The sequence below is a fragment of the Saccharothrix hoggarensis genome (genome assembly GCF_052936025.1).
This window is the reverse complement of record NZ_CP193624.1, coordinates 4,950,082-4,975,175: the sequence shown is the minus strand read 5'-3', so window position 1 is coordinate 4,975,175 and position 25,094 is coordinate 4,950,082. Positions and strand designations below refer to the sequence as shown.

The 25,094-nt window shown below is 73.4% G+C and carries 29 protein-coding genes and 1 pseudogene; 19 read left to right on the top strand and 11 right to left on the bottom strand.

All coding sequences use genetic code 11. The features are described 5' to 3' along the window. The first annotated feature begins 29 nt into the window (after nt 1–29). Entirely contained in the window at nt 30–524 is a 495-nt protein-coding gene (locus tag ACRAKH_RS22245) for a homocysteine S-methyltransferase family protein (RefSeq protein WP_380728061.1), read from the top strand. Nucleotides 525–547: 23 nt separating this feature from the next. Next, nucleotides 548–1,210: an HAD family hydrolase gene (locus ACRAKH_RS22240; RefSeq protein ID WP_380728059.1), complete on the top strand. Its 663-nt coding sequence runs from the start codon at nt 548–550 to the stop codon at nt 1,208–1,210. Between the two features lie 10 nt (nt 1,211–1,220). On the opposite strand, the gene ACRAKH_RS22235 is transcribed toward ACRAKH_RS22240, so the two are convergent. Next, nucleotides 1,221–1,883 carry a (2Fe-2S)-binding protein gene (locus ACRAKH_RS22235; protein WP_447009245.1) on the bottom strand — a complete coding sequence of 221 codons (663 nt, stop codon included), beginning with the start codon at nt 1,881–1,883 and terminating at the stop codon, nt 1,221–1,223. A gap of 18 nt (nt 1,884–1,901) precedes the next feature. Between ACRAKH_RS22235 and ACRAKH_RS22230 the strand changes: the two genes are divergently transcribed. From ACRAKH_RS22230 to ACRAKH_RS22215, 4 genes are all read left to right on the top strand, one after another. Beyond that, nucleotides 1,902–2,525 (top strand): LysE family translocator, encoded by a 624-nt coding sequence (locus ACRAKH_RS22230; RefSeq protein WP_380728055.1) that lies wholly within the window; start codon nt 1,902–1,904, stop codon nt 2,523–2,525. 35 nt (nt 2,526–2,560) lie between these two features. Continuing rightward, nucleotides 2,561–3,196, top strand: coding sequence for a helix-turn-helix domain-containing protein (locus ACRAKH_RS22225; protein ID WP_380728052.1), 636 nt, complete (start codon nt 2,561–2,563; stop codon nt 3,194–3,196). Nucleotides 3,197–3,308: 112 nt separating this feature from the next. Then, entirely contained in the window at nt 3,309–3,731 is a 423-nt protein-coding gene (locus tag ACRAKH_RS22220; RefSeq protein ID WP_380728050.1) for an alpha/beta hydrolase family protein, read from the top strand. Between the two features lie 3 nt (nt 3,732–3,734). Next, nucleotides 3,735–4,691 (top strand): alpha/beta hydrolase, encoded by a 957-nt coding sequence (locus ACRAKH_RS22215; RefSeq protein WP_380728047.1) that lies wholly within the window; start codon nt 3,735–3,737, stop codon nt 4,689–4,691. A gap of 13 nt (nt 4,692–4,704) precedes the next feature. Here ACRAKH_RS22215 and ACRAKH_RS22210 read toward each other — a convergent pair whose 3' ends face one another. Beyond that, nucleotides 4,705–5,883: a GNAT family N-acetyltransferase gene (locus ACRAKH_RS22210; protein ID WP_380728044.1), complete on the bottom strand. Its 1,179-nt coding sequence runs from the start codon at nt 5,881–5,883 to the stop codon at nt 4,705–4,707. A gap of 83 nt (nt 5,884–5,966) precedes the next feature. Between ACRAKH_RS22210 and ACRAKH_RS22205 the strand changes: the two genes are divergently transcribed. From ACRAKH_RS22205 to ACRAKH_RS22185, 5 genes are read left to right on the top strand one after another with little or no spacing between them, the layout of a single operon-like run. Further along, nucleotides 5,967–6,416 carry a GNAT family N-acetyltransferase gene (locus ACRAKH_RS22205; RefSeq protein WP_380728042.1) on the top strand — a complete coding sequence of 150 codons (450 nt, stop codon included), beginning with the start codon at nt 5,967–5,969 and terminating at the stop codon, nt 6,414–6,416. 10 nt (nt 6,417–6,426) lie between these two features. Continuing rightward, nucleotides 6,427–6,819 carry a hypothetical protein gene (locus tag ACRAKH_RS22200; RefSeq protein ID WP_380728040.1) on the top strand — a complete coding sequence of 131 codons (393 nt, stop codon included), beginning with the start codon at nt 6,427–6,429 and terminating at the stop codon, nt 6,817–6,819. Between the two features lie 51 nt (nt 6,820–6,870). Continuing rightward, the gene (locus ACRAKH_RS22195) at nt 6,871–7,134 is read left to right on the top strand and encodes a phosphoribosyl-ATP diphosphatase (RefSeq protein WP_033434999.1); all 264 of its coding nucleotides are present in this window, start codon (nt 6,871–6,873) and stop codon (nt 7,132–7,134) included. Further along, entirely contained in the window at nt 7,131–7,418 is a 288-nt protein-coding gene (locus tag ACRAKH_RS22190) for an antibiotic biosynthesis monooxygenase family protein (protein ID WP_380728038.1), read from the top strand. The genes ACRAKH_RS22195 and ACRAKH_RS22190 overlap by 4 nt, the downstream gene beginning before the upstream one ends. Next, complete coding sequence (locus tag ACRAKH_RS22185) at nt 7,418–8,335, top strand: AEC family transporter (protein ID WP_380728036.1); 918 nt, start codon at nt 7,418–7,420, stop codon at nt 8,333–8,335. The genes ACRAKH_RS22190 and ACRAKH_RS22185 overlap by 1 nt, the downstream gene beginning before the upstream one ends. Here the strand turns inward: ACRAKH_RS22185 and ACRAKH_RS22180 are convergent. Beyond that, entirely contained in the window at nt 8,309–8,938 is a 630-nt protein-coding gene (locus ACRAKH_RS22180) for a phosphoribosyltransferase (protein WP_380728068.1), read from the bottom strand. The two genes, ACRAKH_RS22185 and ACRAKH_RS22180, sit on opposite strands and share 27 nt — an antisense overlap. Nucleotides 8,939–9,180: 242 nt before the next feature. After that, a complete protein-coding gene (locus ACRAKH_RS22175) occupies nt 9,181–9,981 on the bottom strand; it encodes a thioesterase family protein (protein ID WP_380728034.1) in 801 nt (266 codons plus the stop codon). A 96-nt stretch (nt 9,982–10,077) separates the two neighbouring features. On the opposite strand from ACRAKH_RS22175, the pseudogene ACRAKH_RS22170 reads away from it, so the two are divergent. Further along, nucleotides 10,078–10,985 (top strand): annotated as a pseudogene (locus ACRAKH_RS22170) (IS5 family transposase). A gap of 8 nt (nt 10,986–10,993) precedes the next feature. On the opposite strand, the gene ACRAKH_RS22165 reads toward ACRAKH_RS22170, so the two are convergent. Both ACRAKH_RS22165 and ACRAKH_RS22160 read right to left on the bottom strand, forming a co-directional pair. Further along, nucleotides 10,994–11,860, bottom strand: coding sequence for a RecB family exonuclease (locus ACRAKH_RS22165; RefSeq protein ID WP_380726352.1), 867 nt, complete (start codon nt 11,858–11,860; stop codon nt 10,994–10,996). Nucleotides 11,861–11,914: 54 nt separating this feature from the next. After that, nucleotides 11,915–13,090: an FAD-dependent monooxygenase gene (locus ACRAKH_RS22160; RefSeq protein ID WP_380726354.1), complete on the bottom strand. Its 1,176-nt coding sequence runs from the start codon at nt 13,088–13,090 to the stop codon at nt 11,915–11,917. A gap of 89 nt (nt 13,091–13,179) precedes the next feature. Here ACRAKH_RS22160 and ACRAKH_RS22155 point away from each other — a divergent pair, with 89 nt between their 5' ends. After that, nucleotides 13,180–13,974, top strand: a complete 795-nt coding sequence (locus tag ACRAKH_RS22155; RefSeq protein WP_380726356.1) for a TetR/AcrR family transcriptional regulator — start codon at nt 13,180–13,182, stop codon at nt 13,972–13,974. Between the two features lie 26 nt (nt 13,975–14,000). Then, nucleotides 14,001–15,131: a site-2 protease family protein gene (locus tag ACRAKH_RS22150; protein WP_447009244.1), complete on the top strand. Its 1,131-nt coding sequence runs from the start codon at nt 14,001–14,003 to the stop codon at nt 15,129–15,131. Here ACRAKH_RS22150 and ACRAKH_RS22145 read toward each other — a convergent pair. Both ACRAKH_RS22145 and ACRAKH_RS22140 read right to left on the bottom strand, forming a co-directional pair. Beyond that, nucleotides 15,106–15,756, bottom strand: coding sequence for a response regulator (locus ACRAKH_RS22145; protein WP_380726360.1), 651 nt, complete (start codon nt 15,754–15,756; stop codon nt 15,106–15,108). The two genes, ACRAKH_RS22150 and ACRAKH_RS22145, sit on opposite strands and share 26 nt — an antisense overlap. Beyond that, nucleotides 15,753–16,886, bottom strand: coding sequence for a sensor histidine kinase (locus ACRAKH_RS22140; protein WP_380726362.1), 1,134 nt, complete (start codon nt 16,884–16,886; stop codon nt 15,753–15,755). Before ACRAKH_RS22140 ends, ACRAKH_RS22145 begins: the two co-directional genes overlap by 4 nt. A gap of 109 nt (nt 16,887–16,995) precedes the next feature. Here ACRAKH_RS22140 and ACRAKH_RS22135 point away from each other — a divergent pair, with 109 nt between their 5' ends. Both ACRAKH_RS22135 and ACRAKH_RS22130 read left to right on the top strand, forming a co-directional pair. Next, nucleotides 16,996–17,562: a hypothetical protein gene (locus ACRAKH_RS22135; protein ID WP_380726364.1), complete on the top strand. Its 567-nt coding sequence runs from the start codon at nt 16,996–16,998 to the stop codon at nt 17,560–17,562. A gap of 115 nt (nt 17,563–17,677) precedes the next feature. After that, nucleotides 17,678–18,505 (top strand): tRNA (adenine-N1)-methyltransferase, encoded by an 828-nt coding sequence (locus ACRAKH_RS22130; protein ID WP_380726366.1) that lies wholly within the window; start codon nt 17,678–17,680, stop codon nt 18,503–18,505. A 71-nt stretch (nt 18,506–18,576) separates the two neighbouring features. On the opposite strand, the gene ACRAKH_RS22125 is transcribed toward ACRAKH_RS22130, so the two are convergent. After that, the gene (locus ACRAKH_RS22125; RefSeq protein ID WP_380726368.1) at nt 18,577–19,347 is read right to left on the bottom strand and encodes an Rv0361 family membrane protein; all 771 of its coding nucleotides are present in this window, start codon (nt 19,345–19,347) and stop codon (nt 18,577–18,579) included. 239 nt (nt 19,348–19,586) lie between these two features. Between ACRAKH_RS22125 and arc the strand changes: the two genes are divergently transcribed. Beyond that, on the top strand, nt 19,587–21,386 hold the full coding sequence (arc, locus tag ACRAKH_RS22120; protein WP_380726370.1) for a proteasome ATPase: 1,800 nt from the start codon (nt 19,587–19,589) through the stop codon (nt 21,384–21,386). 173 nt (nt 21,387–21,559) lie between these two features. Here the strand turns inward: arc and ACRAKH_RS22115 are convergent, their stop codons facing one another. Both ACRAKH_RS22115 and ACRAKH_RS22110 read right to left on the bottom strand, forming a co-directional pair. Then, entirely contained in the window at nt 21,560–22,204 is a 645-nt protein-coding gene (locus ACRAKH_RS22115; RefSeq protein WP_380726372.1) for a response regulator, read from the bottom strand. Next, nucleotides 22,201–23,307 carry a sensor histidine kinase gene (locus ACRAKH_RS22110; protein WP_380726374.1) on the bottom strand — a complete coding sequence of 369 codons (1,107 nt, stop codon included), beginning with the start codon at nt 23,305–23,307 and terminating at the stop codon, nt 22,201–22,203. The genes ACRAKH_RS22115 and ACRAKH_RS22110 overlap by 4 nt, the downstream gene beginning before the upstream one ends. Before the next feature lie 110 nt (nt 23,308–23,417). Here ACRAKH_RS22110 and ACRAKH_RS22105 point away from each other — a divergent pair, with 110 nt between their 5' ends. Together ACRAKH_RS22105 and ACRAKH_RS22100 are read left to right on the top strand one after the other, a co-directional pair. Continuing rightward, entirely contained in the window at nt 23,418–24,326 is a 909-nt protein-coding gene (locus ACRAKH_RS22105) for an ABC transporter ATP-binding protein (protein WP_380726375.1), read from the top strand. Beyond that, entirely contained in the window at nt 24,323–25,090 is a 768-nt protein-coding gene (locus tag ACRAKH_RS22100; protein WP_380726377.1) for an ABC transporter permease, read from the top strand. The genes ACRAKH_RS22105 and ACRAKH_RS22100 overlap by 4 nt, the downstream gene beginning before the upstream one ends. Nucleotides 25,091–25,094: the final 4 nt, after the last annotated feature.

Genomic DNA, 25,094 nt, shown 5'->3' with positions numbered 1-25,094 from the left:
CCGCAGACCCGACGCCGTAGGCTTGGCGCATGTCGGATCGTGTCACGTCGCCTTTCCCGGACGCGCTCGCCGACCGCGTGGTCGTCGCCGACGGCGCCACGGGCGCCATGCCGCGGTCCGCCGACCTCACGCTCGACGACTTCGCAGGTCACGAGGGTTGCCACGAGATCCTCGACGTGACCGGGCCCGATGTCGTGCGGCAGGTGCGCCGCGGCTACCCGGAGGCCGGCGCGGACGCCGTGGGGACCGACACCTTCGGTGCGAACCCGACCGACCTCGCCGGGCGCGGCACCGAGGAGAAGATCTTCGAGCTGTCACGTCGGGGTGCCGAACCCGCCCGCGAGACGGCCGACGAGTTCGGCGGCCGGGGCAGGCCGTGGACGCGGTCCACGGCCTCACCCCGGCACCGCGCCGGCCCGGTCCGGATCGGGGTGGAGCTGTCCGACGAGCTGCAACCGGACCCCGAGCGGTCGCCCGACGCGTTCGTGGCGCACCATCCCGAGGCGAAGCACTTCAACGCGTGACCGACCACCGGGGGAAGTCGTAGATGACCGTCGAGGCTGTGCTGTGGGACATGGACGGCACGTTGCTGGACTCGGAGAAGCTGTGGGACATCCCGATCTTCGAGTTCGTCGAGAAGCTGGGCGGCACGCTGTCGCTGGAGACCAGGCACGCGATGGTCGGGTCCAACGTGGCCACGACGATGGCCCTGCTGTTCGCCGAGGTGGGCGTCACCCCGACGGAGGGCGACGTCGCCGACGGCGCGGCGTGGATCCAGCGGCGCACCGAAGAGGTGTTCCGGGCCGGCCTGCCGTGGCGGCCGGGCGCGCGTGAGGCGTTGCGCGCGGTGCGGGACGCCGGCGTGCCCATGGCGTTGGTGACGTCGACCGAGCGGAAGCTGACCGAGGTGGCGCTCGACACCATCGGGCGGGACCTGTTCGACGTGACCGTGTGCGGCGACGAGGTGGACGGCCTCAACAAGCCGCTGCCCGAGCCGTACCTCAAGGCGGCCCGGCTGCTCGGCGTCGACCCGACCCGCTGCGTCGCGGTCGAGGACTCGCCGACCGGCACGGCCTCCGCCGTGGCCGCCGGCTGCACGGTGCTCGTCGTGCCGTGCGACGTGGCGGTGGACCAGGGCGAGCGCCGGGTGTTCCGCGACTCGCTGGTCGGCGTCGACCACGTGGTGCTGGGTTCGCTCCTGACCGGCTGAGACCCGACGATCAGCGGCGCGGCAGCGGGCAGTCGCCGCACGTCCCGCCGCCGTCGAGCCGGTAGTACAGGCAGCAGCTCCGCCGCCGGAACGCCACCTCGCCGGGGAACGGGATGAACTCGCCCGAGCCCCGCAACGGCGGGTCGGCGAACAGCTCCGCGCCCAGCGCCAGGCAGTCCTCCGCCGGCACGCCGCCGCGGCTGACCGTGCGCAGCGCGCCCGCCGCGGACGACGCCGCGTTGCCCCACAGCAGCCCGCGCGCCACCGGCGTGACCGCGTGGATCGCCTCCACCACCGGCTCCAGCGACTCGGCGACGTCCACGCCCGCGACCGGGTCCTTGAGCCGGACCTGCACCCCGTCCGGGCCGTACCGCCACCACAGGTTGGCCGGGCGGACGTCCGGCGCGACGCCGTCCACGGCGCGCGCGGCGACGACCGGGCTCAGCAGGCGCGCCGTGTAGCCGAGGAAGAACAGCGACGCGGCGACCCGGCGTTCGGCGGTGCGGTAGCGGGCGGCGATCCGGTCGAGCGCGTCGGGCAGCGCGGGACCGCCGTCGAGCAGCGCCTCGCCGTCGTGCCAGCTCTCGTCGGGCCGGCCGAGGTCGAGGGCGAAGAACGGGCTCAGGCCGCGGATCTGCCGCAGGGTGGCCAGGACACGGGCGAACTCGGACACGTGACCTAGTCTGCCGCCGTGGACGCGCTGGGGTGGGGACTGGGCCTCGGGTTGGCCGCGAGCATCAGCCCCGGTCCGCTGTTGGTGCTGGTCGTGACGTCGGCGTTGAGGTCCGGGTGGCGGGCGGGCGTGCTGACGGCCTGCGCGCCGCTGCTGTCGGACGCCGTGGTGGTCGCCGTGACGCTGCTCCTGCTGGACCGCCTGCCGGGGCGGGCGCTGGGCGTGCTCGGCGTGGTCGGGGCGGTGTTCGTGGTGTGGAGCGGTGTGCGGACCGTCCGCGAGGCCCGGGCCGCCTCGCTGACGCCCGACACCTCCGCGACGGGGTTCGGCGGCGACGTCTCGGCGTTGCGGCGGGCGGTGGCGGTGAACCTGCTCAGCCCGCACCCGTGGGTCGCGTGGGCGACCGCGCTAGGGCCGCTGACCATCACGACCTGGCGCGGGTCGGCGGTGGCGGGAGCGGGGTTCCTGGTCGGGTTCTACCTCACGCTGGTCGGCGGCAAGGTGGTGATCGCCCTGCTCGTGGCGCGCGGTCGGCGGCGCCTCCGGGACCCGGGTTACCGGCGGGCGCTGGTGGCCGCCGGAGCGCTGCTGGTGCTGGTCGGCGTGGCGATGGGCGTGGAGTTCGCGGGCCACCTCGCGTAGTTGCACGAGAAGTGATGCACGAGTTATCGTGCACTATGTCGGAACCAGTCTGGGCCGATCTCGGGGCCGCCAAGGCGCTGGCGAACCCGTTGCGGCAGCGCATCCTCCGGGAGCTGGAACTCCTCGGCGAGGCGACGTCGACCGTGCTCGCCGACCGGCTCGGCGTGACCACCGGCGGCACGAGCTACAACCTCCGCGTCCTCGCCAAGCACGGCCTGGTGGAAGAGGCGCCCGAGCGGGCGCGTGGCCGGGAGCGGTGGTGGCGGCACGTCCGCCGGGACGTGCGGTTCGCCCGGCGTGGCGAGCAGGACCCGCGGATGCGGTCCGCCACCGACGAGCTGAACCGGCTCTGGCTCGCCGAGGACCTGGAGATGTTCGCCCGGTTCGAGTCGGCCCGCGCCGAGCTCGGCGAGTGGTCCGACGCCGTGCCCTACTCGCGTGGCTCGATCCGGGTCTCGCTCGACGAGCTCGCGGCCTTCTTCGAGGACTACCTGGCGCTGCTGAAGAAGTACCAGCGCCCCGCCGACCGGACGCCGGCCGGCACGCGAACCGTGCAGACCAGGTTCGTGGCCTTCCCCGACCCGGACACCGACCCCGACCCGGACGCCGACCCGGACCCCGGCCCGGACGCCGTCACCGAAGAAGGAGACGACACCACGCCCACCGCCTAGGAATCCCGGGCCGCCGAGTTGCCGCTCGACGGCCCGGGCAGCGGAAGCCGTCACACCTCGCCCACCGGGCGAGCACCAAGTCACCGCACTTCCACCGTCAGGAGAGCACTTCGTGCTGCCCACGCACAAATCGGCCGTCCTCGCGGCCTTGATCGCCGCCTGCGCGCTGGCACCGGCGCCGGCCTCCGCCGAACCGGCCGCGCCGACCACGACCGAGGTCACCTTCCCCAGCCGCGGCCACACCCTGCACGGCACGGTCGTCGCACCCGCCGATCACTCCGGCGAACGCCCCGCCGTGGTGATCGTCGCCGGGGCGGGCTCCACCCACCGCGACGACTACCGGCGCGAGGCCGAGACCTTCGCGCGGGCGGGGATCACCGCACTCGTCTACGACAAGGCCCCCGGCTACTCGCGGGCGACGAGCACGTTCGCCGACCTGGCCGACGACGCGCTGGCCGGCGTCCGCCTCCTCCGCGGCTCACCGGGCGTGAACCCGTCCCTGGTCGGGCTGTGGGGCCGCAGCCAGGGCGGCTGAGTCGTGCCGCTGGCGGCGTTCAGGTCGGACGACGTCGCGTTCGTCGTCACGGTGGGCGCGAGCGCGATGGACGCCGGGCGCACCCAGCTGTGGAGCAACCGCACGTACCTGGCGCACGCGGGCGTCAGCCCCGCCCTGATCGGGCCGCTCGGCCACAACGCCAGTCGCATGCTCATCGCCGCCGGCCTGTTCGGCGACACGGCGTTCGACCCCGCGACCGCGCTGGCGGACGTGGACCAGCCGTTGCTCGGGGTGTTCGCCGAGCACGACCGCTCGACCGCGCCGGGGGAGAGCCTCACCGCGTTCCGCGAGGCGCTGGACCGCGGCGGCAACGCGCACTACACCCTGCGGGTCGTGCCGGACGCCGACCACACCCTGCGCCGCAGCGCGGACGGCTTCGACCGGGCGCCCGACACGGCGGACTTCGCCACCGGCCACGCCGAGCTGATGACGTCGTGGGTCAACGCCCTCGCCGACGGCCCGCCGCGTCCGCACGCCGACCCGCCGCCGGCGCAGTCCGCGCGCAGCGAGCCCGTCGCGCCGCTCGCCTGGTACGAGTCGCCCTGGCTGCACGTGCTCGCGGTGGTGCTGATGCTGCCGGCGTTCCTGTCCCACCCGGTGGTCACCGCCGTGCGGCGGTGGCGCGGACGTCGGGAACCGGTGCGCCACCCCGTCGGCCCGCTGTCCGCCGCCGGGATCGTCACCGTGCTCGGCGCGCTCGCCTACCTCTTCCGGATCGTCCACACCGGAGCGAACCAGGTCGGGACGACCGTGCTGGGCCGCCCGCTGCCGTGGTTGGCGCTGCAACTCGCCGCCTTCTGCGTCCTGGCCGGGACGGCGCTCACGATCACCAGGTGGCGCACGTTCCCCGCGGCGACCCGGCTGCGCCTCGCGGCGCCGACCGCCGCAGGCGTCGTGTTCCTGCCGTGGGCGGCCTACTGGGGACTGCTGACGGTCTGACGACCGGCGGCGGTCACGGTATGTAGAACGTCATCAGGTCGCCGCGCACCGGCGGGAACAGGGTGTGCATCAGCTCGGCGTTCGGGCCGGGGTAGACGTCGGGGTGTCGCGCGGTCAGCCCCTTGAGGCCGTGCGGTCCGAACAGGAGCGACGGCAGCAGGTCCGGCGCCACGCCCGCGCCGCCCACCGCGCCCGGCGCCTGCATGGTGCCGCCCGGCACGACCGGACCCACCTCGCCCGCCTTGAACGGCAACCGCACGTGCGAGCGGTAGAACGACACCACCGCCTCGCCCTCCGCGTCGGCGAACCCGCCCTCCGCCAGCCGCCGCCCGAACACCGGGCGCAGGTGCTCCAGCACGGCGAGCGGGTCGCCGACGCGGACGTAGTACGACTCCGCCTCCTCCGGCGCGGGCCCCAGGAACGGCTCCAACGCCCCACCGGCCACGGTGCCCGGACGTTCGGTCACCTCCGCGGCCTCGGTCAGCGCGAGCAGAGCGTGCGCGGCGGTGTCGTCGACGGCGGCCACCTCGCACAGCCGCACGCCCTCGTCCGGCGGGGTGGTGCGGCCGGTGGCGACGGGCACGCCGTCGCGTTCCACCAGCCACTGCGTGCTGCCGTCCCGCGCCAGCAGCCACCGCCACAGGGCAGGGGAGTGCGGCATCCTCAGGTCGGCGCGCGCCTGCTCGGCGTCCTGGAGCCGGGTCATCGCGGGGATGTCGTCCGCGCCGGCCTCGCGCAGCGTGAACCCGGCCGCGACGGGGGGACGGCTCGTCACCGGCCGCGCGGGCGGGATCGGGATCGCGTAGGTGTAGCCGAACAGGCGGTAGAAGTACGGGATGCCGAGCATCACCTGCACCAGGTGGCCGCGCGCGGCGGACCGCGCGTGCGCCCAGTCCATCAACGAGCGCACCAGCCCGCGGCCCTCGTAGGCGCGATCGGTCGCGACCAGCTCCACCTGGCCCGCCGGGATCTCCAGCCCGTCCAGCACCAGCGTCTCGTCCAGCAGGGTCGCCGTGGACACCACCTTGTCGCCGTCCACGACGACCGCGCACGCCTCCCAGCCCGCGTCCGGGTCCTCGACCACGAGCCGGTGGTCCACCGCGTCCGCCGGCTCGCCGCGGTCGGTCAGCAGCGCCGCGATCCCGTCCAGGTCCTCCGGCCGTGCCGTCCGCAACACCAGCCCCTCGGTCATCCGGGCAGTGTCGCGAAGACGTCGTGCGTCACGCCATCGGATTTTCGGTGGCGGTGCGGCCCGCGCCGCCGCAGAATCCGCGCATGCCGTGGCTCCCCGCTGACTTCGCCCACCCGACCCGCGTCGCGCTCGACGCCGAACACCACCTGCGCCCCATCCGCGAGTCCGATGTGGACGTCGACTACCCGGCCGTGATGGGTTCGCAGGCCCGCCTGTGGTCGAAGTACGGGGAGAAGTGGGGCTGGCCGCCCGCCCACATGACCCACGAGCAGGACCGCGTGGACCTGGCCCGGCACGAACGGGAGCAGGAAGCGCACAAGTCGTTCAACTACGCGCTGTTCAACGCCGACGAGACCCGGCTGCTCGGCTGCGTCTACATCGACCCCGCGCCGGACACCGAGGCCGACGCGCAGATCTCGTGGTGGGTCGTGGACGAGCACGTGGGCACGGAGCTGGAGGAGGCGCTGGACGCGTTCGTGCCGGAGTGGATCGCCGAGGTGTGGCCTTTCACCCGACCGAGGTACGCGATCTAAGGTCCGTGCGGTGACCCCGCTGACCAAGTGGACCGTCGTCGCGGTCTGCCTCACCGTGCTGGCCGTGCTCGTGCCCTGGGCCCGGTACGGGGACGTCGACGTCGAGCTGTCGCGCCTGCCGTGGTGGTGGGCGTACCTCGGCGCGGCGGTCCTGACGCACGGTTCCGCGCTCGTCCCGGCCCGTGCCGCCGCACCCGTCTCGGGCCTGTTCGCCCTGGTCACGGTCGCGGCGGCGGTGGTCGTCGCGACCGGCTACGACCACGCGGCCGTCCTCTTCGACCACGTCGTCCCGACGGTCGGGCCGCGTCCCGGCCTCGGCGTGGCGTTCGCGGTGGCGTCCGTCGTGGCCCAGGTGGTCGGCCTCCGCGCCGGGGCGCGCGCCGCGCGGCCCGTCCACGCCTGACCGGGGTCCTGCCTGCCTGCGACCGTTCGGGGGATGCGAGGATCAGACCCCGTGAAGACCTTCGACGAGCTGTTCGCCGAGCTGAGCGAACGCGCACGCACCCGCCCTGAGGGCTCCGCCACCGCCGCGGCTCTGGAGGCCGGGGTGCATGCGCAGGGCAAGAAGGTGCTGGAGGAGGCGGGCGAGGTCTGGATCGCCGCGGAGCACGAGTCCGACGAGCGCCTCGCCGAAGAGGTCTCCCAGCTGCTGTACCGCGTGCAGGTGCTGATGCTCGGCCGCGGGCTGACGCTCGAAGACGTGTACAAGCACCTGTGATCCTGGAGGTCGCCGTGCTCGACGTCCGCCCCGGTCTGGAGGCGGACTTCGAGCGGGCGTTCGACGAGGCCCGCCGGCTCATCGCGCGGTCGCCTGGTTTCGGGTCGCTCGACCTGCGGCGTTCGGTCAAACGTCCCGGCCGGTACCTGCTGCTGGTGGAGTGGGAGCGGCTGGAGGACCACACCGTCGGTTTCCGGCAGGGTCCGCTGTACCCGCGCTGGAAGGCGCTGCTGCACCACTTCTACGACCCGTTCCCCGACGTCGAGCACTACCGCCCGCTCTGATGTCCGGGGTGGTCGGCGGGTTCGCGCCGATCTGGGTCCTCACGGCGATCGGGTTCCTCACCGCCCGGACGAACGTGCTGGGGGAGCGCGGCGAGGCCGTGCTCGGCCGGTTCGCGTTCCACCTGGCCATGCCGGCCGTGCTGTTCACCGCGCAGCTGTCCGGAGACCCGGCGAAGCTCGCCAACCGGGGCCTGCTGGCGTTCGTGATCAGCACGTTCGTAGTCGGCGCGGTGGGCGTGGTGGTCCAGTGGAAGGTGTTCCGCCGCTCCCTGCCCGACCAGGCGCTCGGCGCGATGAGCGGCGCGTACGTCAACTCCGGCAACCTGGGCATCCCGGTCGCGGTCGGCGTGCTCGGCGACTCGTCGTTCATGGTGGCCGTGCTGCTGTTCCAGCCGGTCGTGGTGATGCCGCTGGTGCTGGCCGCGGTCGAGGTCGGGTCCGGGCGGAAGGGGTCGGCGCTGCGGACGTTGGCGCTGCTCCCGGTGCGGAACCCGATCATCCTCGCGTCCCTGCTGGGGGTGGCGTGCAGCGCGCTCGGCGTGCGGCTGCCCCGGCTGGTGCTGGAGCCGTTGGAGGCGTTGGGCGCGGCGGGCGTGCCGACCGCGCTCGTGGTGCTCGGCATGTCGCTGAACGCCCGGCGCTCGCCGAACCCCGGCGGGCGGGCCGAGCCGGGCGTGGCGGTGGCGTCCAAGCTGCTCCTGCACCCGCTGGTGACGTTCCTGGCGTGCGTGGCGCTCGACGTCACCGGGCCGCTGCGGCTGGCGGCCGTGCTGTGCGCCGCCCTGCCGACCGCGCAGAACGTGTACGTGCTGGCCAGGCAGTACCGACCGGACGCCCGCCTGCCGCGCGACGCGGTGCTCGTCTCGACCGCGTTGTCGATGGTGACGCTGTCAGTCGTCGCGTTGCTGCTGCAGTAGCCCGACCACCTGGTCGTCGGAGGTCTGGTCGAAGCGCCGGTAGAACCGCCCGACCGCCAGGAAGTCCGTCCTCGGGTGCGGGCACACGACCGCGTCGGCGTCCTCCTCCAAGGCTTGAACGGAGTCCGCCGCGCCCACCGGGACCGCCAGCACCAGCCGGCGCGGGTCCTGCTGCCGCGCCTCACGCAGGGCGGCGCGGGCGGTGACGCCGGTGGCCAGCCCGTCGTCGACGACCACGACGTCCCGGCCGGTCAGCCGGACGGGACCGGTCCGGTACAGCTCCAGCCGCCGTCGCGCCTCACGGCGTTCGGCCGCGCACCGGTCGGCCAGGTCGTCGGAGGTGAGGCCGAGGGTGCGCAGGGCGTGCTCGTCGAAGATCGGGTCGCCCTCGGCGGTGACCGCGCCGACCCCGAACTCCGGGTGGCCGGGCGCCCCGATCTTGCGCGCCACCGCCACCCCCAGCTCCCCGCCGAGCGCCGAGGCGACCTCGAACGCCACCGGCACCCCGCCGCGGGCGAGCCCCAGCACCAGCAGGTCGGTCCACGACTCGTCGGCCAGGGCACGGGCGAGCACCCGGCCGGCGTCGGAACGGTCCGCGAACATCACCCGTCCATGGTGCGCCCCCGACCCGACCCGTGCGACCCCCGTGCGCGGCAGCGCCTGCCCACCTGCGCACCCGACCCGCGGGACCGCCCGGCGCGTGCGACGGTCCGCGGTGCGCGATCGCCCCTGCGCCCCGACCCACGCGCGCGACCCGACCCCTGAGACCGCCGGTGTGCGACCGCCGGTGTGCGACCGTCGGTGTGCGACCGTCGGTGTGCGACCGCCGGTGTGCGACCGCCCGCCTACCGCTCCCGCACGAACAACGACTGCGCGGAACGCCCCACCGGGCCGCGGACGTCGTGCAGGACGCTCGTCGCCACCCCGACACCCGACGGGCCGATCACGGTCTGCGCGTCCAGGGCGAACCACTCGCCGACCGGCTCCCGGTGCAGGTGCACGGTCAGGTCGGTGTTGATGGCGTACCAGGCCCGGATGTCGAGGCGGCTGGACACGCCGCTCGCCGAGTCGGCCACGGTGAACAGGCGTTGCGCCGCGCTCGGCTCCTCGCCCGCGACCACCCGCACCACCGGTCGGGCCCAGATCGTCGCGTCGCCCGGCGCGAAGATCCCGCCGCTGACCGACCGCCACTCCATCGCGGCCAGGTACCCGCCCTGCCAATGCTCCGGGACGGCCATCGGCGGACAGCCGGCCGCGGGTGGCAGGGGCTCGCCCTCGCCCGACGCCACGGCCGCCGTGTCCCCGGCGACGATCCGCCACGCGCGGGCGCGCAGGACCGGACGGCCGGCGTGCGCGAGCTCCGCCGCCAGCAGCTCCACCGAACGGCCCGGCCGCTCCACCGCCGCCGTGACGGTCAGCTCGGCCACCGGCACCGGGCCCAGCACCTCGAACGTCACGCGCGACAGCAGCGCCTCCGGCCGCGGCGCGCACCGCTCCAGCGCCCGCACCAACAGCGCCGACGGCGGCCCCAGGTGCTGGCTCTCGCTGCTCCACGGCCCGGCCGTGTGGCCGGTGGAGGCGAACCGGTCGTCGTCCAGCCGCTCGTAGAACGCGTCCACCCCGTCCGCCCCTAGCGCGTGTTTCAAAGGTGAGGTGATCGGCGGCGTGTCGATGGCCGGAACGTGGCGAGGTCTCCGGTAAGTGGTTTAGCGACCAAGCAAAACCGTTGTACCGGAGACCTCGTGGCCAGCGTAGCGGCAGCGGGGCGGGCCGACTTGACCGACGCGCAGTGGGCGCTGTTGCAGCCGCTGTTACCCGTGGGGCGCAAGCCGGGCCGTCCGCCGAAGTGGAGCAAGCGGCAGTTGATCGACGGCATCCGGTGGCGGGTGCGGGTCGGTGCCCCGTGGCGCGACGTCCCGCCCGACTACGGACCCTGGCAGACCGTCTACGGATTGTTCCGCCGCTGGCAGCGGGCCGGGATCTGGAGGCAGATCCTGACCGCGTTGCAGGCCCGCGCCGACGCCACCGGGTCGATCGTGTGGGACGTGAGTGTGGATTCCACGGTCATGCGGGCGCACCAGCATGCGGCGGGTGCGCGTAAAAGGGGGATCTGCAGGTCGAACCGCCCGACACCCCGACCGGCGGGACCGAGCCGGACGATCACGGGTTGGGGCGGTCGCGGGGCGGGTGGACCAGCAAGCTGCACCTGGCCTGCGAACAACGGCGGCGGCCGTTGTCGCTGTTGGTCACCGCCGGGCAACGCGGTGACAGTCCCCGGTTCGTGCCGGTGATCGAGGCGATCCGGGTGCCGCGTCCGGACGGGGGGCGACCACGCACCCGGCCGGACCGGATTCTGGCGGACAAGGCCTACAGCTCCAAGGCCAACCGCGCCTACCTGCGGCAACGTGGGATCAAGGCGACCATCGACCAGCCCTGCGACCAGGCTGCCCACCGCAAGGCCAAAGGCTCCGCGGGCGGGCGGCCACCGACGATCGACAGGGAGATCTACAAACAGCGCCACGCCGTCGAATGCGGCATCAACCTGCTCAAACAGCACCGGGCGGTGGCCACCCGCTACGACAAACTCGCCGTCCGCTACCAGGCCACCGTCCACGTCGCCGCCATCAACATTTGGCTACGCCACATCTGAAACACGCGCTAGTCCGCCCGGTCCAGCACGGTCTCCACGCCCGCGTCCGGCTCCGGCCAGCCCGGGTACGGCGGCGGCGTGCCGTCGAACGCCGGGCACAGCGCCTTGTGGTCGCAGTAGTCGCACAGCCTGCTCGGGTTCGGCCGGAAGTCGCCGGACTTCGCCGCCCGCAGGATGGCGTCCCAGATCGCCTCCAGCGTGCGCTCGAACCGGGCCAGCTCCGCCTCGTCCGGCTGGTAGGCCAGCGCCTGCCGGTCGGCCAGGTACATCAGCCGCAGCTGGCGCGGCACCACGCCCCGCAGCCGCCACAGCACCAGCGCGTAGAACTTCATCTGGAACAACGCCTTGGCCTCGCCGATCTCGCGCGGCGCGGCGCCCGTCTTGTAGTCCACCACGCGAATCTCGCCGGTCGGCGCCACGTCCACGCGGTCGATGTACCCGCGCAGCAGCACGCCCGACGGCAGCTCCCACTCCACCAGCAGCTCACGGGCGTCCGGGTCGAACCGGCGCGGGTCCTCCAGCCCGAAGTAGCCGTCCAGCAGGCCCTCCGCCGAGGCCAGCCACTCCTCCTGCTCCGGGTCGCCCTCGGCGAACAGCTCGGCGAACTCCGGCCGCTCGGCCCGCACCCGCTCCCACGCCGGGCCCACGAGCGCCCGCGCCGCCTCCGGCACCCGCTCGGCGGCGGGCAGCGCGAACAGGTCCTCCAGCACCGCGTGCACCACCGTGCCGCGCACCTGCGCCCTGGTCGGCTTCTCCGGCAGCCGGTCGACGGCCCGGAACCGGTAGAGCAGCGGGCACTGCTTGAAGTCGCCCGCGCGCGAGGGCGACAGCGCTGGCCTGCGCACGGGGCGCTCGGTGATCGTCGGCACTGCCATGGCCCAGAACCATAGGCCAAGGGTCCGACAAGATCAGGTCCGAACCGCGCGCGATCACGTCACGGCGGGCGCGTAGTCGGGGAGGTCGATCCGGCTGCCGATGCCCTTGCCCGCCCGGAGCATCAGGCCGAGCAGGAACCGGTTGCCGAGCAGGCCGTTGCGCATCGCCAGGGAGAACCGGCTCGGCGGCGCGAGGAACCTGCCCGCGCGGTCGCCGCCCTTCTGGCACCGTTCCGCGTAGGGGCGCATCCGGTCCTCGTAGCGCCGGAACGCCGTCCGGTGGTCCCCGCCCGCCGCGGCGAGCTCGCCCGCCAGCACGTACGCGCCGACGACGGCGGTCCCGGTGCCCATGCCGCCGATCGTGGCGCCGCACGCGGCGTCGCCGACCAGCGCGACGCGGCCCTTCGACCACGGGCGGACGTCCACGCGGCTGATCGAGTCGAAGTACAGCTCCGCCGTCCGCTCCAACGACGCCAGCAGGCGCGGTGTCCGCCACCCCACCCCGGCGAACGCCTCGGTGAGCAGCGCGCGCTGCGCGGCCACGTCGCGCCGGTCGTACCGGAGGCGGGGCGACCGGAACGCCACGAACGCGCTCGGCCGGTCCGGGCCGCCGCTGGTGGAGACGAGCCGTCCGGGCACGTTGTAGCTCACCGACTCCGGCTCGATGCCGAGGTCGTCGGGCAGGTCCCAGCTCGCGACGTAGTAGCCCAGGTGGCTGACGAACCGCTCCTCCGGCCCGAACACGAGTCCGCGGACGCCCGAGTGGATGCCGTCGGCGCCGACGACCAGGTCGAACGTGCGCTGCGCCCCGGACGCGAACGTCACGTCGACGCCGTCGGGGGTCTCCGCCAACGCGGCGACCGAGTCGCCGAAGACGTACTCGGCGCGGTCCTCGCTGTGCTCGTAGAGCACCCGCGAGAGGTCCGACCGCAGCACCTCGACGTCGCCTCCCGCGAAGTCCGCGGGCAGGTGGAGCACCGTGCGACCCCGTTCGTCGACGAACGTCATGGGGCTGCCGCCGGTCTGGACCTCGCGCAGCCGTTCCAGCACGCCCGTGCGGTCGAGCACGGTCAGGTGGGTCTCGCCGCGGAAGTCCACCGCCGCGCCGCCGCCGCGCAGGGCAGGGGCGATCTCGACGACGGTCGGCTCGAAGCCGTGGCGCGCCAGCCAGTGCGCCAGCGCCGGTCCCGCGACGCTCGCACCGGAGATCAGGATCCGCTTGCCCGCCATCGCCCACCCCTAATTGTGTCCACCGGAAGCAGTTGTTTTTTGTGTACTGTAGACACAGTTTTCGGGCGTGGGCAACACCGGAGGTGTCGATGGACCTGGCGGGCACCCTCGACCTCCTGTGGGGAGACCGCCCGGGGCCTCGCCGCGGCCCCAAGCCCGCGCTCACCCACGACCGCATCGCCCGTGCCGGCATCGCGATCGCCGACGCCGAAGGGCTCGCCGCCGTCTCGATGCAGCGCGTCGCCGCGGACCTCGGCTTCACCAAGATGTCGCTTTACCGGTACGTGCCGGGCAAGGCCGAGCTGGTCGCGCTCATGGCGGACCTCGCGATAGGCGCACCGCCCGCCGACGTCACGGCCCCCCTGTCGACCCACGCCGCCCCCGACGGCACGGCACCTCCCACCGCCGACGACCGGTGCGACCGGTTGCGCGGGTGGGCGCTGGCGCTGCTGCCCGGCTTCCTGCGGCACCCGTGGGTGCTGGAGGCCACCACCGGTCCACGCGTCGTCGGGCCGCACGAGCTGGCGTGGATGGAAGCCGCCCTGGCCCTCCTCGACGGCACCGGCCTCGGCGGCGCGGAGCGGATGGACGTGCTCGCCGTCCTCGCGGGTCACGTCCGCAACATCGCCCAGCAGGTGGCGACCAAGCCCGGCGGCGACACCGGCACGCGGTTCGCCGAGATCCTGACCGAGGTGGTGCGCGAGCGGGGCGACCGGTACCCCGCCATCAAGGCCGCGCTGGCCGACGCGACGGACGCGGCCCGCGGCGGCGCGCGGGACGGGGCGCTCGGGTACGGCCTCGACCTCATCCTCGACGGCCTGCGCGCCAGGGTCCGGTCCCGCGCTCCCGGCGCGGCGCGCGACGGCGATTCAACACAGTCCTGATACACCCCGCGCCCTAGGCTCTGGACGTGGCGACGACGGGGAGTTGGCGGCGGCAGGTCGGCCGGGACGGCGGGCTGCCGCTGTTCCGCGTGGCCGGGATACCGGTGCTGCTGTCGCCGTCGTGGTGGCTCGGCTCGGCGGCGATCGTCGTCCTCTACGCGCCGCTGGTCGGTCGCATCGCGCCCGGCACGGGCGGGCTCACCGGCGTCCTCCTCGCGGCCGCGTTCGCGGTCTTCCTCGGCCTCTCGGTCCTGGCCCACGAACTCGGCCACAGCCTGGTCGCGCTGCGCCTCGGCCTGCCCGTCCGCCGGCTGCGCCTGTTCCTGCTCGGCGGCGTGTCCGAGGTGATGCGCACGCCGACCCGGCCCGGCCACGAGGGCGCCATCGCCGTCGCCGGACCGGTCGTCTCGACCATCCTGGCCGGCGCGTTCGCGCTCGCCGCCTCGACGTTCCCGGAACCCGACGCGATCTGGCTGCTGATCGCCCAGACCGCGTTCGCCAACGCCGCCGTCGCCGTGTTCAACCTGCTCCCCGGCCTGCCGCTGGACGGCGGGCGCATCCTGCGGGCGGGCGTGTGGGCCGCCACGGGACGCCGCGCGTCGGGCACGAAGGCGGCCGTGGTCGGTGGCGGGGCCGTGGCGGCGCTGCTCGTCGCCTGGGCCGTCTGGGGCGTGCTGGACGGCGCCGAGGACCGCTGGATCAGGTTCGGCGTGTGCCTGCTGACCGCCTGGTTCGTGCTGGCCGGCGCGCGCGGCGAGCTGGCCGCCGAGCGCCGCAGCACCTGGCCGGACGGCCTCACGCTCGGCGAGCTGGTCCGGCCCGTGCTGCAACTGCCCGCCGAGAGCCCCGTGTCGGGCGCGCTCACCGCCTCCGCCGGCCGGGGCGTCGTCCTGGTCCGCGCGGACGGCGTCGCCGCCGGGCTGCTGGACCGGGAGATGGCGCGCCGACTGGCCGGCACGTCGCCGCACGCCCCGGCGGAGCAGGCGGCCGTGCCGATCCGGCCGGAGACCGTGCTCCTGGAGAACGAGAGCGGCGCCGAAGTGGTGGAACGCGTGCAGGGCACCGCCGCCTGGGAGTACCTGGTCGTCGACCTCGAAGGCCGGCCCGCGGGCGTGCTGCGCCGCGAGGACCTCAAGGCAGCGCTGGACCGCCGCTGAGCAGCCCGGCGTCCTGCGCCAGGATCGCCGCCTGCACCCGCGACCGCAGGCCCAGCTTCGTCAGCACCCGCGACACGTGCGTCTTCACCGTCGTCTCGCCGATGTGCAGCTTTCGCCCGATCTGGTGGTTCGACAGCCCTTCACCGAGGCACCGGAGCACCTCGACCTCGCGGTCGGTCAACGAGTCCAGCGCCGCCGGGCGCGACCGGGGCGCGGCCGAGGCGAACTCCCGCATCACCCGCCGCGTCACGCTCGGCGCGAGCACGCCGTCACCGGCCGCGACCTGCCGCACCGCCTCCACCAGCGCCGGCGCCTCCACCGACTTCAGCAGGAACCCCGCCGCGCCGGCCCGCAACGCGCCGCGCACGTACTCGTCCAGGTCGAACGTGGTCAGCACCAGCACCTCGCACACGCCGCTGAGCCGCCGCGTCGCCTCGATGCCGTCGACACCGGGCATCCGGATGTCCATCAGCACGACGTCAGGCCGCTCCCGCTCCGCCAGCCGCACCGCCGCCGCGCCGTCACCCGCCTCGCCGACGACCTCGATGCCGTCCGCGCCGCTGAGGATCATCACCAGGCCGGCGCGGATCGCCGCGTGGTCGTCGGCCACCACCACCCGGATCACAGCGGCAGCTCCGCCCGCACGACCCACTCGCCGTCGCCGTCCGGACCCGCGTCGAACGTCCCGCCGACCACGTGCGCGCGTTCCGCCATGCTCACCAACCCCGTCCCCGACCCACCCGGCCCGCCCGGCGGCCCCGTGCGCCCTCCCACCGAGTTGCGCACGACCACCACCAGCCGCCTGACCTGCCGTTCCACCACCACCGACGTGCGCGCGCCCGGCGCGTGCTTCAGCGCGTTCGTCAACGCCTCCTGCACGATCCGGTACGCCGCGACGTCCACCGCCACCGGCAGCCCGGTCACGTCCGCGCCGCGCAGCTCCACGTCCAGCCCGCCCGCGGCGGCCGACTCGACCAGCCTGCCGACGTCGGCCAGCCGCACCGCGACCGGCTCGTCCACCGGCTCGTCCGCCCGCAGCACGTCGATCATCATCCGCATCTCGTCCAGCGACCGCACGCTGTTCTCGCGCACCGACCGCAGCACCGCGCGCACCGTCTCCGGGTCGCCCTCGCGCATCGACAGCACCGCCTCGGACTGGATCGCGATCGCCGACAGGTGCCCGGCGACCACGTCGTGCAGGTCGCGGGCCATCCGGTTGCGCTCCGCGTTCACCGCCGCCCGCCGGTCCAGCTCGGAGATCAACGCGATCTGCTCGGCGCTCTCCCGGTGCTGCCGCACGTTCGTCGCCCACCACACCGGCACCACCAGCAGCGAGAACACCTGCAACCCGGCGTAGAACGACAGCCGCCAGTCGCCCACCACGGCGACCGCCCCGGCCACGCCCACCGTCGCCGCGGCCACGACGCCGACGAGCACCCGGTGCAGCCGGCGCGGGCCGTGCAGCGCGGTCACGAACAGCACGTCGATGGCCACCATCACCACCGGCATGCTCAACCCGAAGTGCAGGTCGACCGCCGTGGCCGAGGCGACGACGACCAGCGCCACCACGGGCGCGGACCGGCGGAACGCCTGGCCGACGCACGCCGCGGTGAGGATCGCGAACCTCGTCCAGAACGGGGTGGCCGAGTCCGGACCGCCCATCACCAGGTCCATGCCGAGCCAGTTGACCGCCAGCCCCACGGTGAAGAACGCCACCGCGACCAGCACGTCGCGGTGCGTTCGGCGGAGCTCCACCCCGTCATCACAGCACAGGGCCGCGCGCCGGGCGTCCTACGAACTGATGACCCGCCGTGGGTCGGCCCGACGACGCGCCGGGGCCGCCCCGACGCGCAGGCTGGAGCACGTGGTCGATCCGTTGGTCTTCGTCATCGTGGCGTGCGAGGTCGGGTTCTGGGTCGTCCTGGGCTCCGGGCTGCTGGCCCGGTACGCGCTGAACATGCGCCGGCTCGGCGCGGCCCTCCTGGTCTGCACGCCGGTGGTGGACGTGGTGCTGCTCGTCGCGACCGTGTTCGACCTGCGGTCGGGGGGAGAGGCGACGACGGCGCACGGGCTCGCGGCGGTCTACCTGGGGGTGAGCGTGGCGTTCGGGCACTCCATGCTCCGGTGGGCCGACCAGCGGGTCGCCCACCGGTTCGCGGGCGGTCCGCCGCCCGTCAAGCCGCCGAGGAAGGGGCCGGAGAGGGTGCGCCACGAGTGGCGCGAGTGGGGGAAGTTCGCGATCGCGTGGGCGATCGCGTGCGGGGTGATGCTGCTGCTGATGCACGTCGTCGGCACGCCGGAGCGCACACAGGCGCTGTGGGGGCAGATGTCCGGCATGACCCTCGTCGGCGGGATCTGGCTGCTCGGCTGGCCGGTCTACCACTCGGTCGTCGAAGCTGTCGCGGCGGGCAGGCGGTCCGCCCGGCGCTGATCTTCGCGGCGTGGCGCGTCGAGGGGTCGCGCCAGGAGGCCGCCAAGGGCGCCGCCGGACCACCGTGCGACCATCGTGCGCTGTTGACGCGCGTTTTAGCAGGAGGTTCGCCGCGGTGAGCACCGCCAGTGGTCCGTTCCAGCCGGGAGACCGGGTGCAGTTGACCGACCCGAAGGGACGGCACTACACGATCGTGCTCGAACCGGGCAAGGAGTACCACACCCACCGCGGCGCGTTGTCGCACGACAAGCTGATCGGGCAGCCCGAGGGCTCCGTGGTGGTGTCCGTGGGCGGCACGTCGTTCCTCGCGCTGCGGCCCCTGCTCGCCGACTACGTGCTGTCCATGCCGCGCGGCGCGCAGGTGATCTACCCCAAGGACGCCGCCCAGATCGTCATGTACGGCGACGTGTTCCCCGGCGCCCGGGTGCTTGAGGCCGGCGCCGGCTCCGGCGCGCTGACCTGCTCGCTGCTGCGGGCGGTCGGCGAGAAGGGCAGCGTGACGTCGTACGAGGTCCGCCAGGACCACGCCGACCACGCCATCCGCAACGTCGAGCAGTTCTTCGGCGAGCGGCCGGGCAACTGGTCGCTGACCGTCGCCGACGTGAACGAGCACGAGGGCGAGGTCGACCGGGTCATCCTCGACATGCTCGCGCCGTGGGACGTCCTGCCCGCCGTGTCGCGCAGCCTCATCCCCGGCGGCGTGCTCGTCGTGTACGTGGCGACCACGACCCAGCTGTCGAAGGTCACCGAGGCGATCCGCGAGCAGCAGCACTGGACCGAGCCGCAGGCGTGGGAGACCCTCGTGCGGCCGTGGCACGTGGTGGGCCTCGCGGTGCGGCCCGAGCACCGGATGATCGGGCACACGGCGTTCCTGCTGACCACCCGCCGGCTGGCCGACGGCGTCACGCCGCCCCGGCCGCAGCGCCGACCGTCCAAGGGCTGATCAAGGGCCTGAACAGCCAAAACGGCCCGCGCACCGAGAAGGTGCGCGGGCCGTTCGGGCGTCGGACCGGATCAGTTGGAGCCGCCGAAGGACCCGCAGACCTTCCAGTCCCCGTCCTCCTTGATCAGCTTGATCGTGTCGGACTTGTCCTTCATGAACTCCTTCATGTCCTCCGGCACGCCGGTGAAGGTGATGGTGACATTCGCCTCGGCGGTGTCGCCGGTCTCGGTCACCTCGCCGAGCGTGTACTTCGTCTTGATGTCCTTGTACTTCTCCGGCACGTCCTTGGAGGAGGCGGCCCCGATCTGCTCCTTCAGCTCGTCGAGCTTCTCGAGGTCCTTCTTGCACGTCAGGTCGCGGACGTTGTCGAGGTTGAGGTCGGCGCCCTTGTTCATCTCGGCCACGACGGCCTCGGCGGTGCCCTTGGCGCTGCCGCCGCCCAGGTTCATGATCAGCACGATGGCGACGACGATCACGACGAGGGCGCCGACGCCGCCCAGGACCCACGGCAGGGGGCTCTTCTTGGGCGGCGCGCCGTAGGGGTTGCCGAAACCACCCGGTTGGCCGTAACCGGGCTGGTTGAACTGGCCGGGTGGTCCGTACGGCTGCTGGCCGTAGCCGGGCTGACCGGGTTGCCCCGGCTGGCCCGGCTGCTGCCCGTAGCCGCCCGGAGGGGTGCCGTAGCCGGGCTGCTGCCCACCCTGTGGGAAGCCCTGGGGCGGCGGCGGGTATCCGCCGGGCTGCTGGCCGGGCACCGGCTGCTGGCCGAATTGGCCTGGTTGCTGGCCAAATTGACCCGGCTGCTGGCCGTACGGACCCGGCTGCTGCGGCGGGACGGACATCACGTTCTCCTAGAACTTTCCGCTGGTGGCAGTGGACACTGCCCGGACCACTCAGGTGTGACAGGTATGGGACGCACGGTAGCGGGTGGTAGGTGCCGGCTGACACCGATATGGAGCAACTCGTCCGGCCGAGCGGGCGGTATGTGTGATCACATGACGCCCGGGAACTCGCTGGGTGTCGGCTTTTGTCGGTGATCGCCGGTACCGTTGTGGGACGAACACGGGAGGAGGGTGCCGACATGCAGCACGGTCATCCCGGCAGCCGGCCCGATGAGGGCGGCGAGCTGAACAAAGGCAATAACCCTGGTGAGCTGACAGCGCAGATCCGGTTCCTCGAGGACGAGATCGCGTTGCTGCGTCGCAAGTTGACGGAATCCCCACGACACGTCCGCCTGCTGGAGCAGCGGTTGGCGGAGGCGACGGAGCGCGTCAGCCAACTGACCGAGCGCAACACGAAGCTCATCGACACCCTTCGAGAAGCCCGGAGCCAGCTCCTCGCGCTGCGCGAGGAAGTGGACCGGCTCGCCCAGCCGCCCAGCGGCTACGGCGTGTTCCTGGCACGGTTCGAGGACGGCACGGTGGACGTGTTCACGTCCGGTCGTCGCATGAGGGTCTCGGTGTCGCCGGCGGTGGAGACGTCGTCGCTGGTCCTGGGCCAGTCGGTGCGCCTGAACGAGGCGTTGACCGTGGTCGAGGGCGGCGACTTCGAGCGCACCGGCGAGGTCTGCACGCTGCGCGAGGTGTTGCAGTCCGAGACCGCGGACAGCTCGATCGGCCGTGCCCTGGTCGTGGGACACGCCGACGAGGAGCGGGTCGTCTGGCTCGCCCAGCCGCTGATGGACGCGCCGCTGAAGGCGGGCGATTCGCTCCTGGTCGACTCGAAGGCGGGCTTCGCGTACGAGCGCGTGCCGAAGGCCGAGGTCGAGGACCTGGTGCTGGAGGAGGTGCCCGACGTCAAGTACGAGGACATCGGCGGCCTGTTCCGGCAGATCGAGCAGATCCGCGACGCCGTGGAGCTGCCGTTCCTGCACGCCGACCTGTTCCGCGAGTACAAGCTGCGCCCGCCGAAGGGCGTGCTGCTGTACGGCCCTCCCGGCTGCGGGAAGACGCTCATCGCGAAGGCGGTGGCGAACTCCCTGGCCAAGCAGGTCAGCGCCGCCCGTGGCGAGGACCACCGCGAGGCCAAGAGCTACTTCCTCAACATCAAGGGCCCCGAGCTGCTCAACAAGTTCGTGGGCGAGACCGAGCGCCACATCCGGCTGATCTTCCAGCGGGCCCGGGAGAAGGCCTCCGAGGGCACCCCGGTGATCGTGTTCTTCGACGAGATGGACTCGATCTTCCGGACCCGCGGCAGTGGCGTGTCGTCGGACGTCGAGACCACGATCGTCCCCCAGCTCCTCAGCGAGATCGACGGCGTCGAGGGCCTGGAGAACGTGATCGTGATCGGCGCCTCCAACCGCGAGGACATGATCGACCCGGCGATCCTGCGCCCGGGCCGGCTCGACGTCAAGATCAAGATCGAGCGTCCGGACGCCGAGGGCGCGAAGGACATCTTCAACAAGTACCTGACGCCCGACCTGCCGCTGCACGCCGACGACCTGGCCGAGTTCGGCGGCGACCCGGTGGCCTGCATCGACGGCATGGTGCAGCACACGGTCGAGCGGATGTACGAGGAGTCCGAGGAGAACCGGTTCCTGGAGGTCACCTACGCCAACGGTGACAAGGAGGTCCTGTACTTCCGGGACTTCAACTCCGGCGCCATGATCCAGAACATCGTCGACCGCGCGAAGAAGGCGGCCATCAAGAGCCTGCTGGACACCAAGCAGCCGGGCTTGTCGGTGCGCCACCTGCTGGACGCGATCGTGGACGAGTTCGCCGAGAACGAGGACCTGCCCAACACGACCAACCCGGACGACTGGGCCAGGATCTCCGGCAAGAAGGGCGAGCGGATCGTCTACATCCGCACGCTCGTGACCGGCAAGAACCAGGAGTCGGGTCGGGCGATCGACACGGCGACGAACACCGGTCAGTACCTGTAACACCGCATCGCCGCAACACCGCAACCCGCCTGGAACGCCCGTCCAGCCACCCGGCTGGGCGGGCGTTCCGCGTGCGGGGCTGCCGACGGGGCGCACGCTCGGTGCACGGCCCACGCGGCGGTCGGCCTGGCGGCGCGGCGGCGTGGACGGCCCGCGTGGCGGGTCCGGGCGGCTCACGAGCGGGCGGTGACGAGGCCCGACTCGTAGGCGGCGATGACCAGCTGTGCCCGGTCGCGGGCCTGGAGCTTGTGCAGCAGGCGGCCGATGTGGGTCTTCACCGTGCCGACCGACAGGTGCAGCTCGCGCATGATCTCGGCGTTGGACAACCCGCGGGCGATCAGCGTCAACACCTCCCGCTCACGCTCGGTCACCCCGTCGAGCCGCACCACGCGGGGCGCGGGGGTGCGGGAGAACTCGGCCACCAGCCGGCGCGTCACGGACGGTGAGAGCAGGGCGTCGCCGCCCGCCACCACCCGGATCGCGGCCAGCAGGTCGGCCGGGGGAGTGTCCTTCAGCAGGAACCCGCTGGCGCCGGCCCGCAGCGCCGCGTACACGTACTCGTCGAGGTCGAACGTGGTCAGGATCAGCACCCGCGCCGACGACGACGAGCACACCTCGCGCGTCGCCGTGATGCCGTCCACTCCCGGCATCCGGATGTCCATCAGCACCACGTCGGGCGACGTCGCCCGCACCACGGACACCGCCGCCGCGCCGTCACCCGCCTCGCCGACGACCCGCAGGTCGGGCGCGGAGTCCACGAGCACCCGGAAGCTGCCGCGCAGGAGCGCCTGGTCGTCCACGACCACCACGTCGATCACGACAGCGGCACCTCGGCGCGCACCGCGAACCCGCCGCCGGCGCGCGGACCGGCCGAGAACGCTCCTCCGTACACCGCCACCCGCTCCCTCATCCCGATCAACCCGTGCCCGCCCCCGCCGCCGGCAGGCGCCCGTCCACCCGGCCCGTCGTCGACCACCGTCACCACCACCGACCCGTCGTCCACGACCACCGACACGTCGCACGACGCGGGCGCCGCGTGCTTGATCACGTTCGTCACCGACTCCTGCACGATCCGGTACACGGTCAGCCCGAGCGCGTCGGGCACCCGGCCGGAGACCGACAACGACACCGCGACCCCCGCCGGCGACGCCCGCGACACCAGCTCCGGCAGGTCGTCCAGACCGGGCAGGGGCGCCAGCTCGACCGCCGCGTCCTCCGACCGCAGCACGCCCAGCAGCCGCCGCATCTCGACCAGCGTGCCGCGCGACGCGTCCTCGATCACCCGCAGCGCGTCCACGGCCTCACCGGGCCGGTCCGCCGCCACGTGCGCGGCGACCCCGGCCTTGACCGTGATCAGGCTCAGGCTGTGCGCCACGACGTCGTGCAGCTCGCGGGCGATCCGCATCCGCTCCTCGACGACCGCCCGGGCCGCCGCCTCGGCCGCCTCGCGCACCTCGAACGACCGGCGGACCCGCGTCGTGCGGCCCAACGCCCACGCCGCCCCGACCACCAGCGTCACGAACACGCACAGCCCCACGGCCTCGGGCCACGGCTCGCTGATCAGCACGGCGACCCACGCCGGCCCCAGCGACGCGGCCAACGCGCCCACCGCTACCCGGTGCGAGCAGGTCGACGCCACCAGGTACAGGGCGAACGCCGTCGCCCCGTACGGCTCCAGCGTGACGTGGGCGACCGTGGCCACGTGCTGGGCCGTCGCCACGACCGCCAGGACCGCCACGGGCCACGTCCGCCGGACCGCGAGCGGCGCCCCGATCAGCAGCGCCAGCGGGTACCCCAGCCACCACGGCGCGCCGTTGGTCTCGGCGAACTCCAGGTACACGAGCACCATCACCGCCGCGGCGGCCACGTCGAGCACGTACAGGTAGGCGGTCGGCAGCAACCGCAGGACTCGCGACCTCACGGGCGGCACGGTATCCGGCCGTCGGGCGGGTCGCGTCGGACCACGGTCCGACCTCCGATCACGGACCCGGGTCCGATCCGCCGGGCTCCCGCGCCGGGCACGCTCGGCCCATGATCGAGGTAAGGCACCTGACCAAGCGGTACCGCGGCACCAGAGCCGTGGACGACCTGTCGTTCGAGGTGAAGCCCGGCTACGTGGCCGGGTTCCTCGGCCCGAACGGCGCGGGCAAGTCCACCACCATGCGCGCGATCCTCGGCCTGGACCGGCCGACCAGCGGCGAAGCCCTCGTCGACGGCCGCCGCTACGCCGACGTCCCGCGCCCGATGCACCACGTCGGCGCGCTGCTCGACGCGGGGGCCGTGCACGGCGGCAGGTCGGCGGGCGACCACCTCCGGGTGCTGGCCCGCAGCAACGGCATCGGGGACCGGCGGGTCGCCGCGGTCCTGGACCAGGTCGGCCTGGCGGGCGTGGCCAAGCGGCGCGTCGGATCGCTGTCCCTGGGCATGAAGCAACGCCTGGGCGTGGCCGCCGCCCTGCTCGGCGACCCCGGCGTGCTGCTGTTCGACGAGCCGGTGAACGGCCTCGACCCGGAGGGCATCCGCTGGATCCGCCACCTGATGCGCGGCCTGGCCCACGAGGGCCGCACGGTCCTCGTCTCCAGCCACCTGATGAGCGAGATGGCCCTGACCGCCGACCGGGTGATCGTGATCGGGCGGGGCAGGCTGATCCTGGAGACGTCCATGCGGGACCTGCAGGACAAGTTCAAGCGGGACGTGCTGTTGCGCACGCCGTCGTCGGACGCCCTCACGCGGACCCTCACGGCGGCCGGCGCGACGGTCCGCGCGGAGGACGGCGCGCTGCTCGTCGCCGGGCTCGACGCGCCCGACATCGCGGACCTCGCCTTCCGCGCCGGCATCCCCGTCCACGAGCTGACGCCGCGCAGCGCGTCCCTGGAGGACGCCTACCTCGAACTGACCGAGGACAGCGTCGAGTACCGCACCAAGGAGGACGCCCGATGACCGACGTGCTGGGCTCGGAGTGGCTGAAGCTCCGCTCGGTCCGCTCGACCACGTACCTGGTGCTGTCGATGGCGGCGGTCCTGGCCGTCGGCGCGCTGGTGTCGTACCTGATGACGGCCGACTGGGACACGTCCCCGCCGGACCTCCAGCAGAAGTTCGGCACGGCCGACCCCGGCGTCGTGGCGGTGCCGTTCGGCCAGTTCAGCCTCGGCGTGCTGGGCGCGCTGGCGATCACCTCGGAGTACGGCAGCGGCATGATCCGCACCGCGCTGGTGTCCGTGCCGCGCCGGGGGAGCTACCTGGTCGCCAAGACCGCCGTCGTGGCCGCCGCGTCACTGGTCCTGGCCCTGGCCACCACCCTGTCGGCCTACCTGGTGGGCGAGCTGATCACGGGCGACCGGCCGCGGCCGATCTCGGCGTACGACTCGTTCGGCGACGCCGCGCCGGTCCTGCTGGCGAACGTGGCCTCGATGGTGCTGGTCGCCCTGGTGGGCCTGGGCCTCGGGTTCCTGCTCCGGTCGACGGCGGGCGCGCTGGTGTCGCTGTGCGGCCTGCTGTTCGTGCTGCCCACGGTGACGTTGCTGCTGCCGGAGCCGTGGAACGAGCGGGCGTACTCGGTGATGGTCCCGGTCCTCGCGCCCCAGCTGGCGGGCGAGGTGCCCGACGCGCCGCTGTCGCCGGTGCAGGCGGGCCTGGCGATGGTCGCGTACCTGGTGGTGGCGCTGGGCGCGGGCGCGGCGACGTTGCTGCGCCGCGACGCCTGAGGAC

What these genes read in the sequence shown, in the direction of transcription:
- ACRAKH_RS22245 (WP_380728061.1), top strand. Translation starts at nt 30, where the DNA reads ATGTCGGATCGTGTCACGTCGCCTTTCCCGGACGCGCTCGCCGACCGC.
- ACRAKH_RS22240 (WP_380728059.1), top strand. Translation starts at nt 548, where the DNA reads ATGACCGTCGAGGCTGTGCTGTGGGACATGGACGGCACGTTGCTGGAC.
- ACRAKH_RS22225 (WP_380728052.1), top strand. Translation starts at nt 2,561, where the DNA reads ATGTCGGAACCAGTCTGGGCCGATCTCGGGGCCGCCAAGGCGCTGGCG.
- ACRAKH_RS22210 (WP_380728044.1), bottom strand. Translation starts at nt 5,883, where the DNA reads ATGACCGAGGGGCTGGTGTTGCGGACGGCACGGCCGGAGGACCTGGAC.
- ACRAKH_RS22205 (WP_380728042.1), top strand. Translation starts at nt 5,967, where the DNA reads ATGCCGTGGCTCCCCGCTGACTTCGCCCACCCGACCCGCGTCGCGCTC.
- ACRAKH_RS22185 (WP_380728036.1), top strand. Translation starts at nt 7,418, where the DNA reads ATGTCCGGGGTGGTCGGCGGGTTCGCGCCGATCTGGGTCCTCACGGCG.
- ACRAKH_RS22180 (WP_380728068.1), bottom strand. Translation starts at nt 8,938, where the DNA reads ATGTTCGCGGACCGTTCCGACGCCGGCCGGGTGCTCGCCCGTGCCCTG.
- ACRAKH_RS22165 (WP_380726352.1), bottom strand. Translation starts at nt 11,860, where the DNA reads ATGGCAGTGCCGACGATCACCGAGCGCCCCGTGCGCAGGCCAGCGCTG.
- ACRAKH_RS22160 (WP_380726354.1), bottom strand. Translation starts at nt 13,090, where the DNA reads ATGGCGGGCAAGCGGATCCTGATCTCCGGTGCGAGCGTCGCGGGACCG.
- ACRAKH_RS22155 (WP_380726356.1), top strand. Translation starts at nt 13,180, where the DNA reads ATGGACCTGGCGGGCACCCTCGACCTCCTGTGGGGAGACCGCCCGGGG.
- ACRAKH_RS22125 (WP_380726368.1), bottom strand. Translation starts at nt 19,347, where the DNA reads ATGTCCGTCCCGCCGCAGCAGCCGGGTCCGTACGGCCAGCAGCCGGGT.
- arc (WP_380726370.1), top strand. Translation starts at nt 19,587, where the DNA reads ATGCAGCACGGTCATCCCGGCAGCCGGCCCGATGAGGGCGGCGAGCTG.
- ACRAKH_RS22105 (WP_380726375.1), top strand. Translation starts at nt 23,418, where the DNA reads ATGATCGAGGTAAGGCACCTGACCAAGCGGTACCGCGGCACCAGAGCC.
- ACRAKH_RS22100 (WP_380726377.1), top strand. Translation starts at nt 24,323, where the DNA reads ATGACCGACGTGCTGGGCTCGGAGTGGCTGAAGCTCCGCTCGGTCCGC.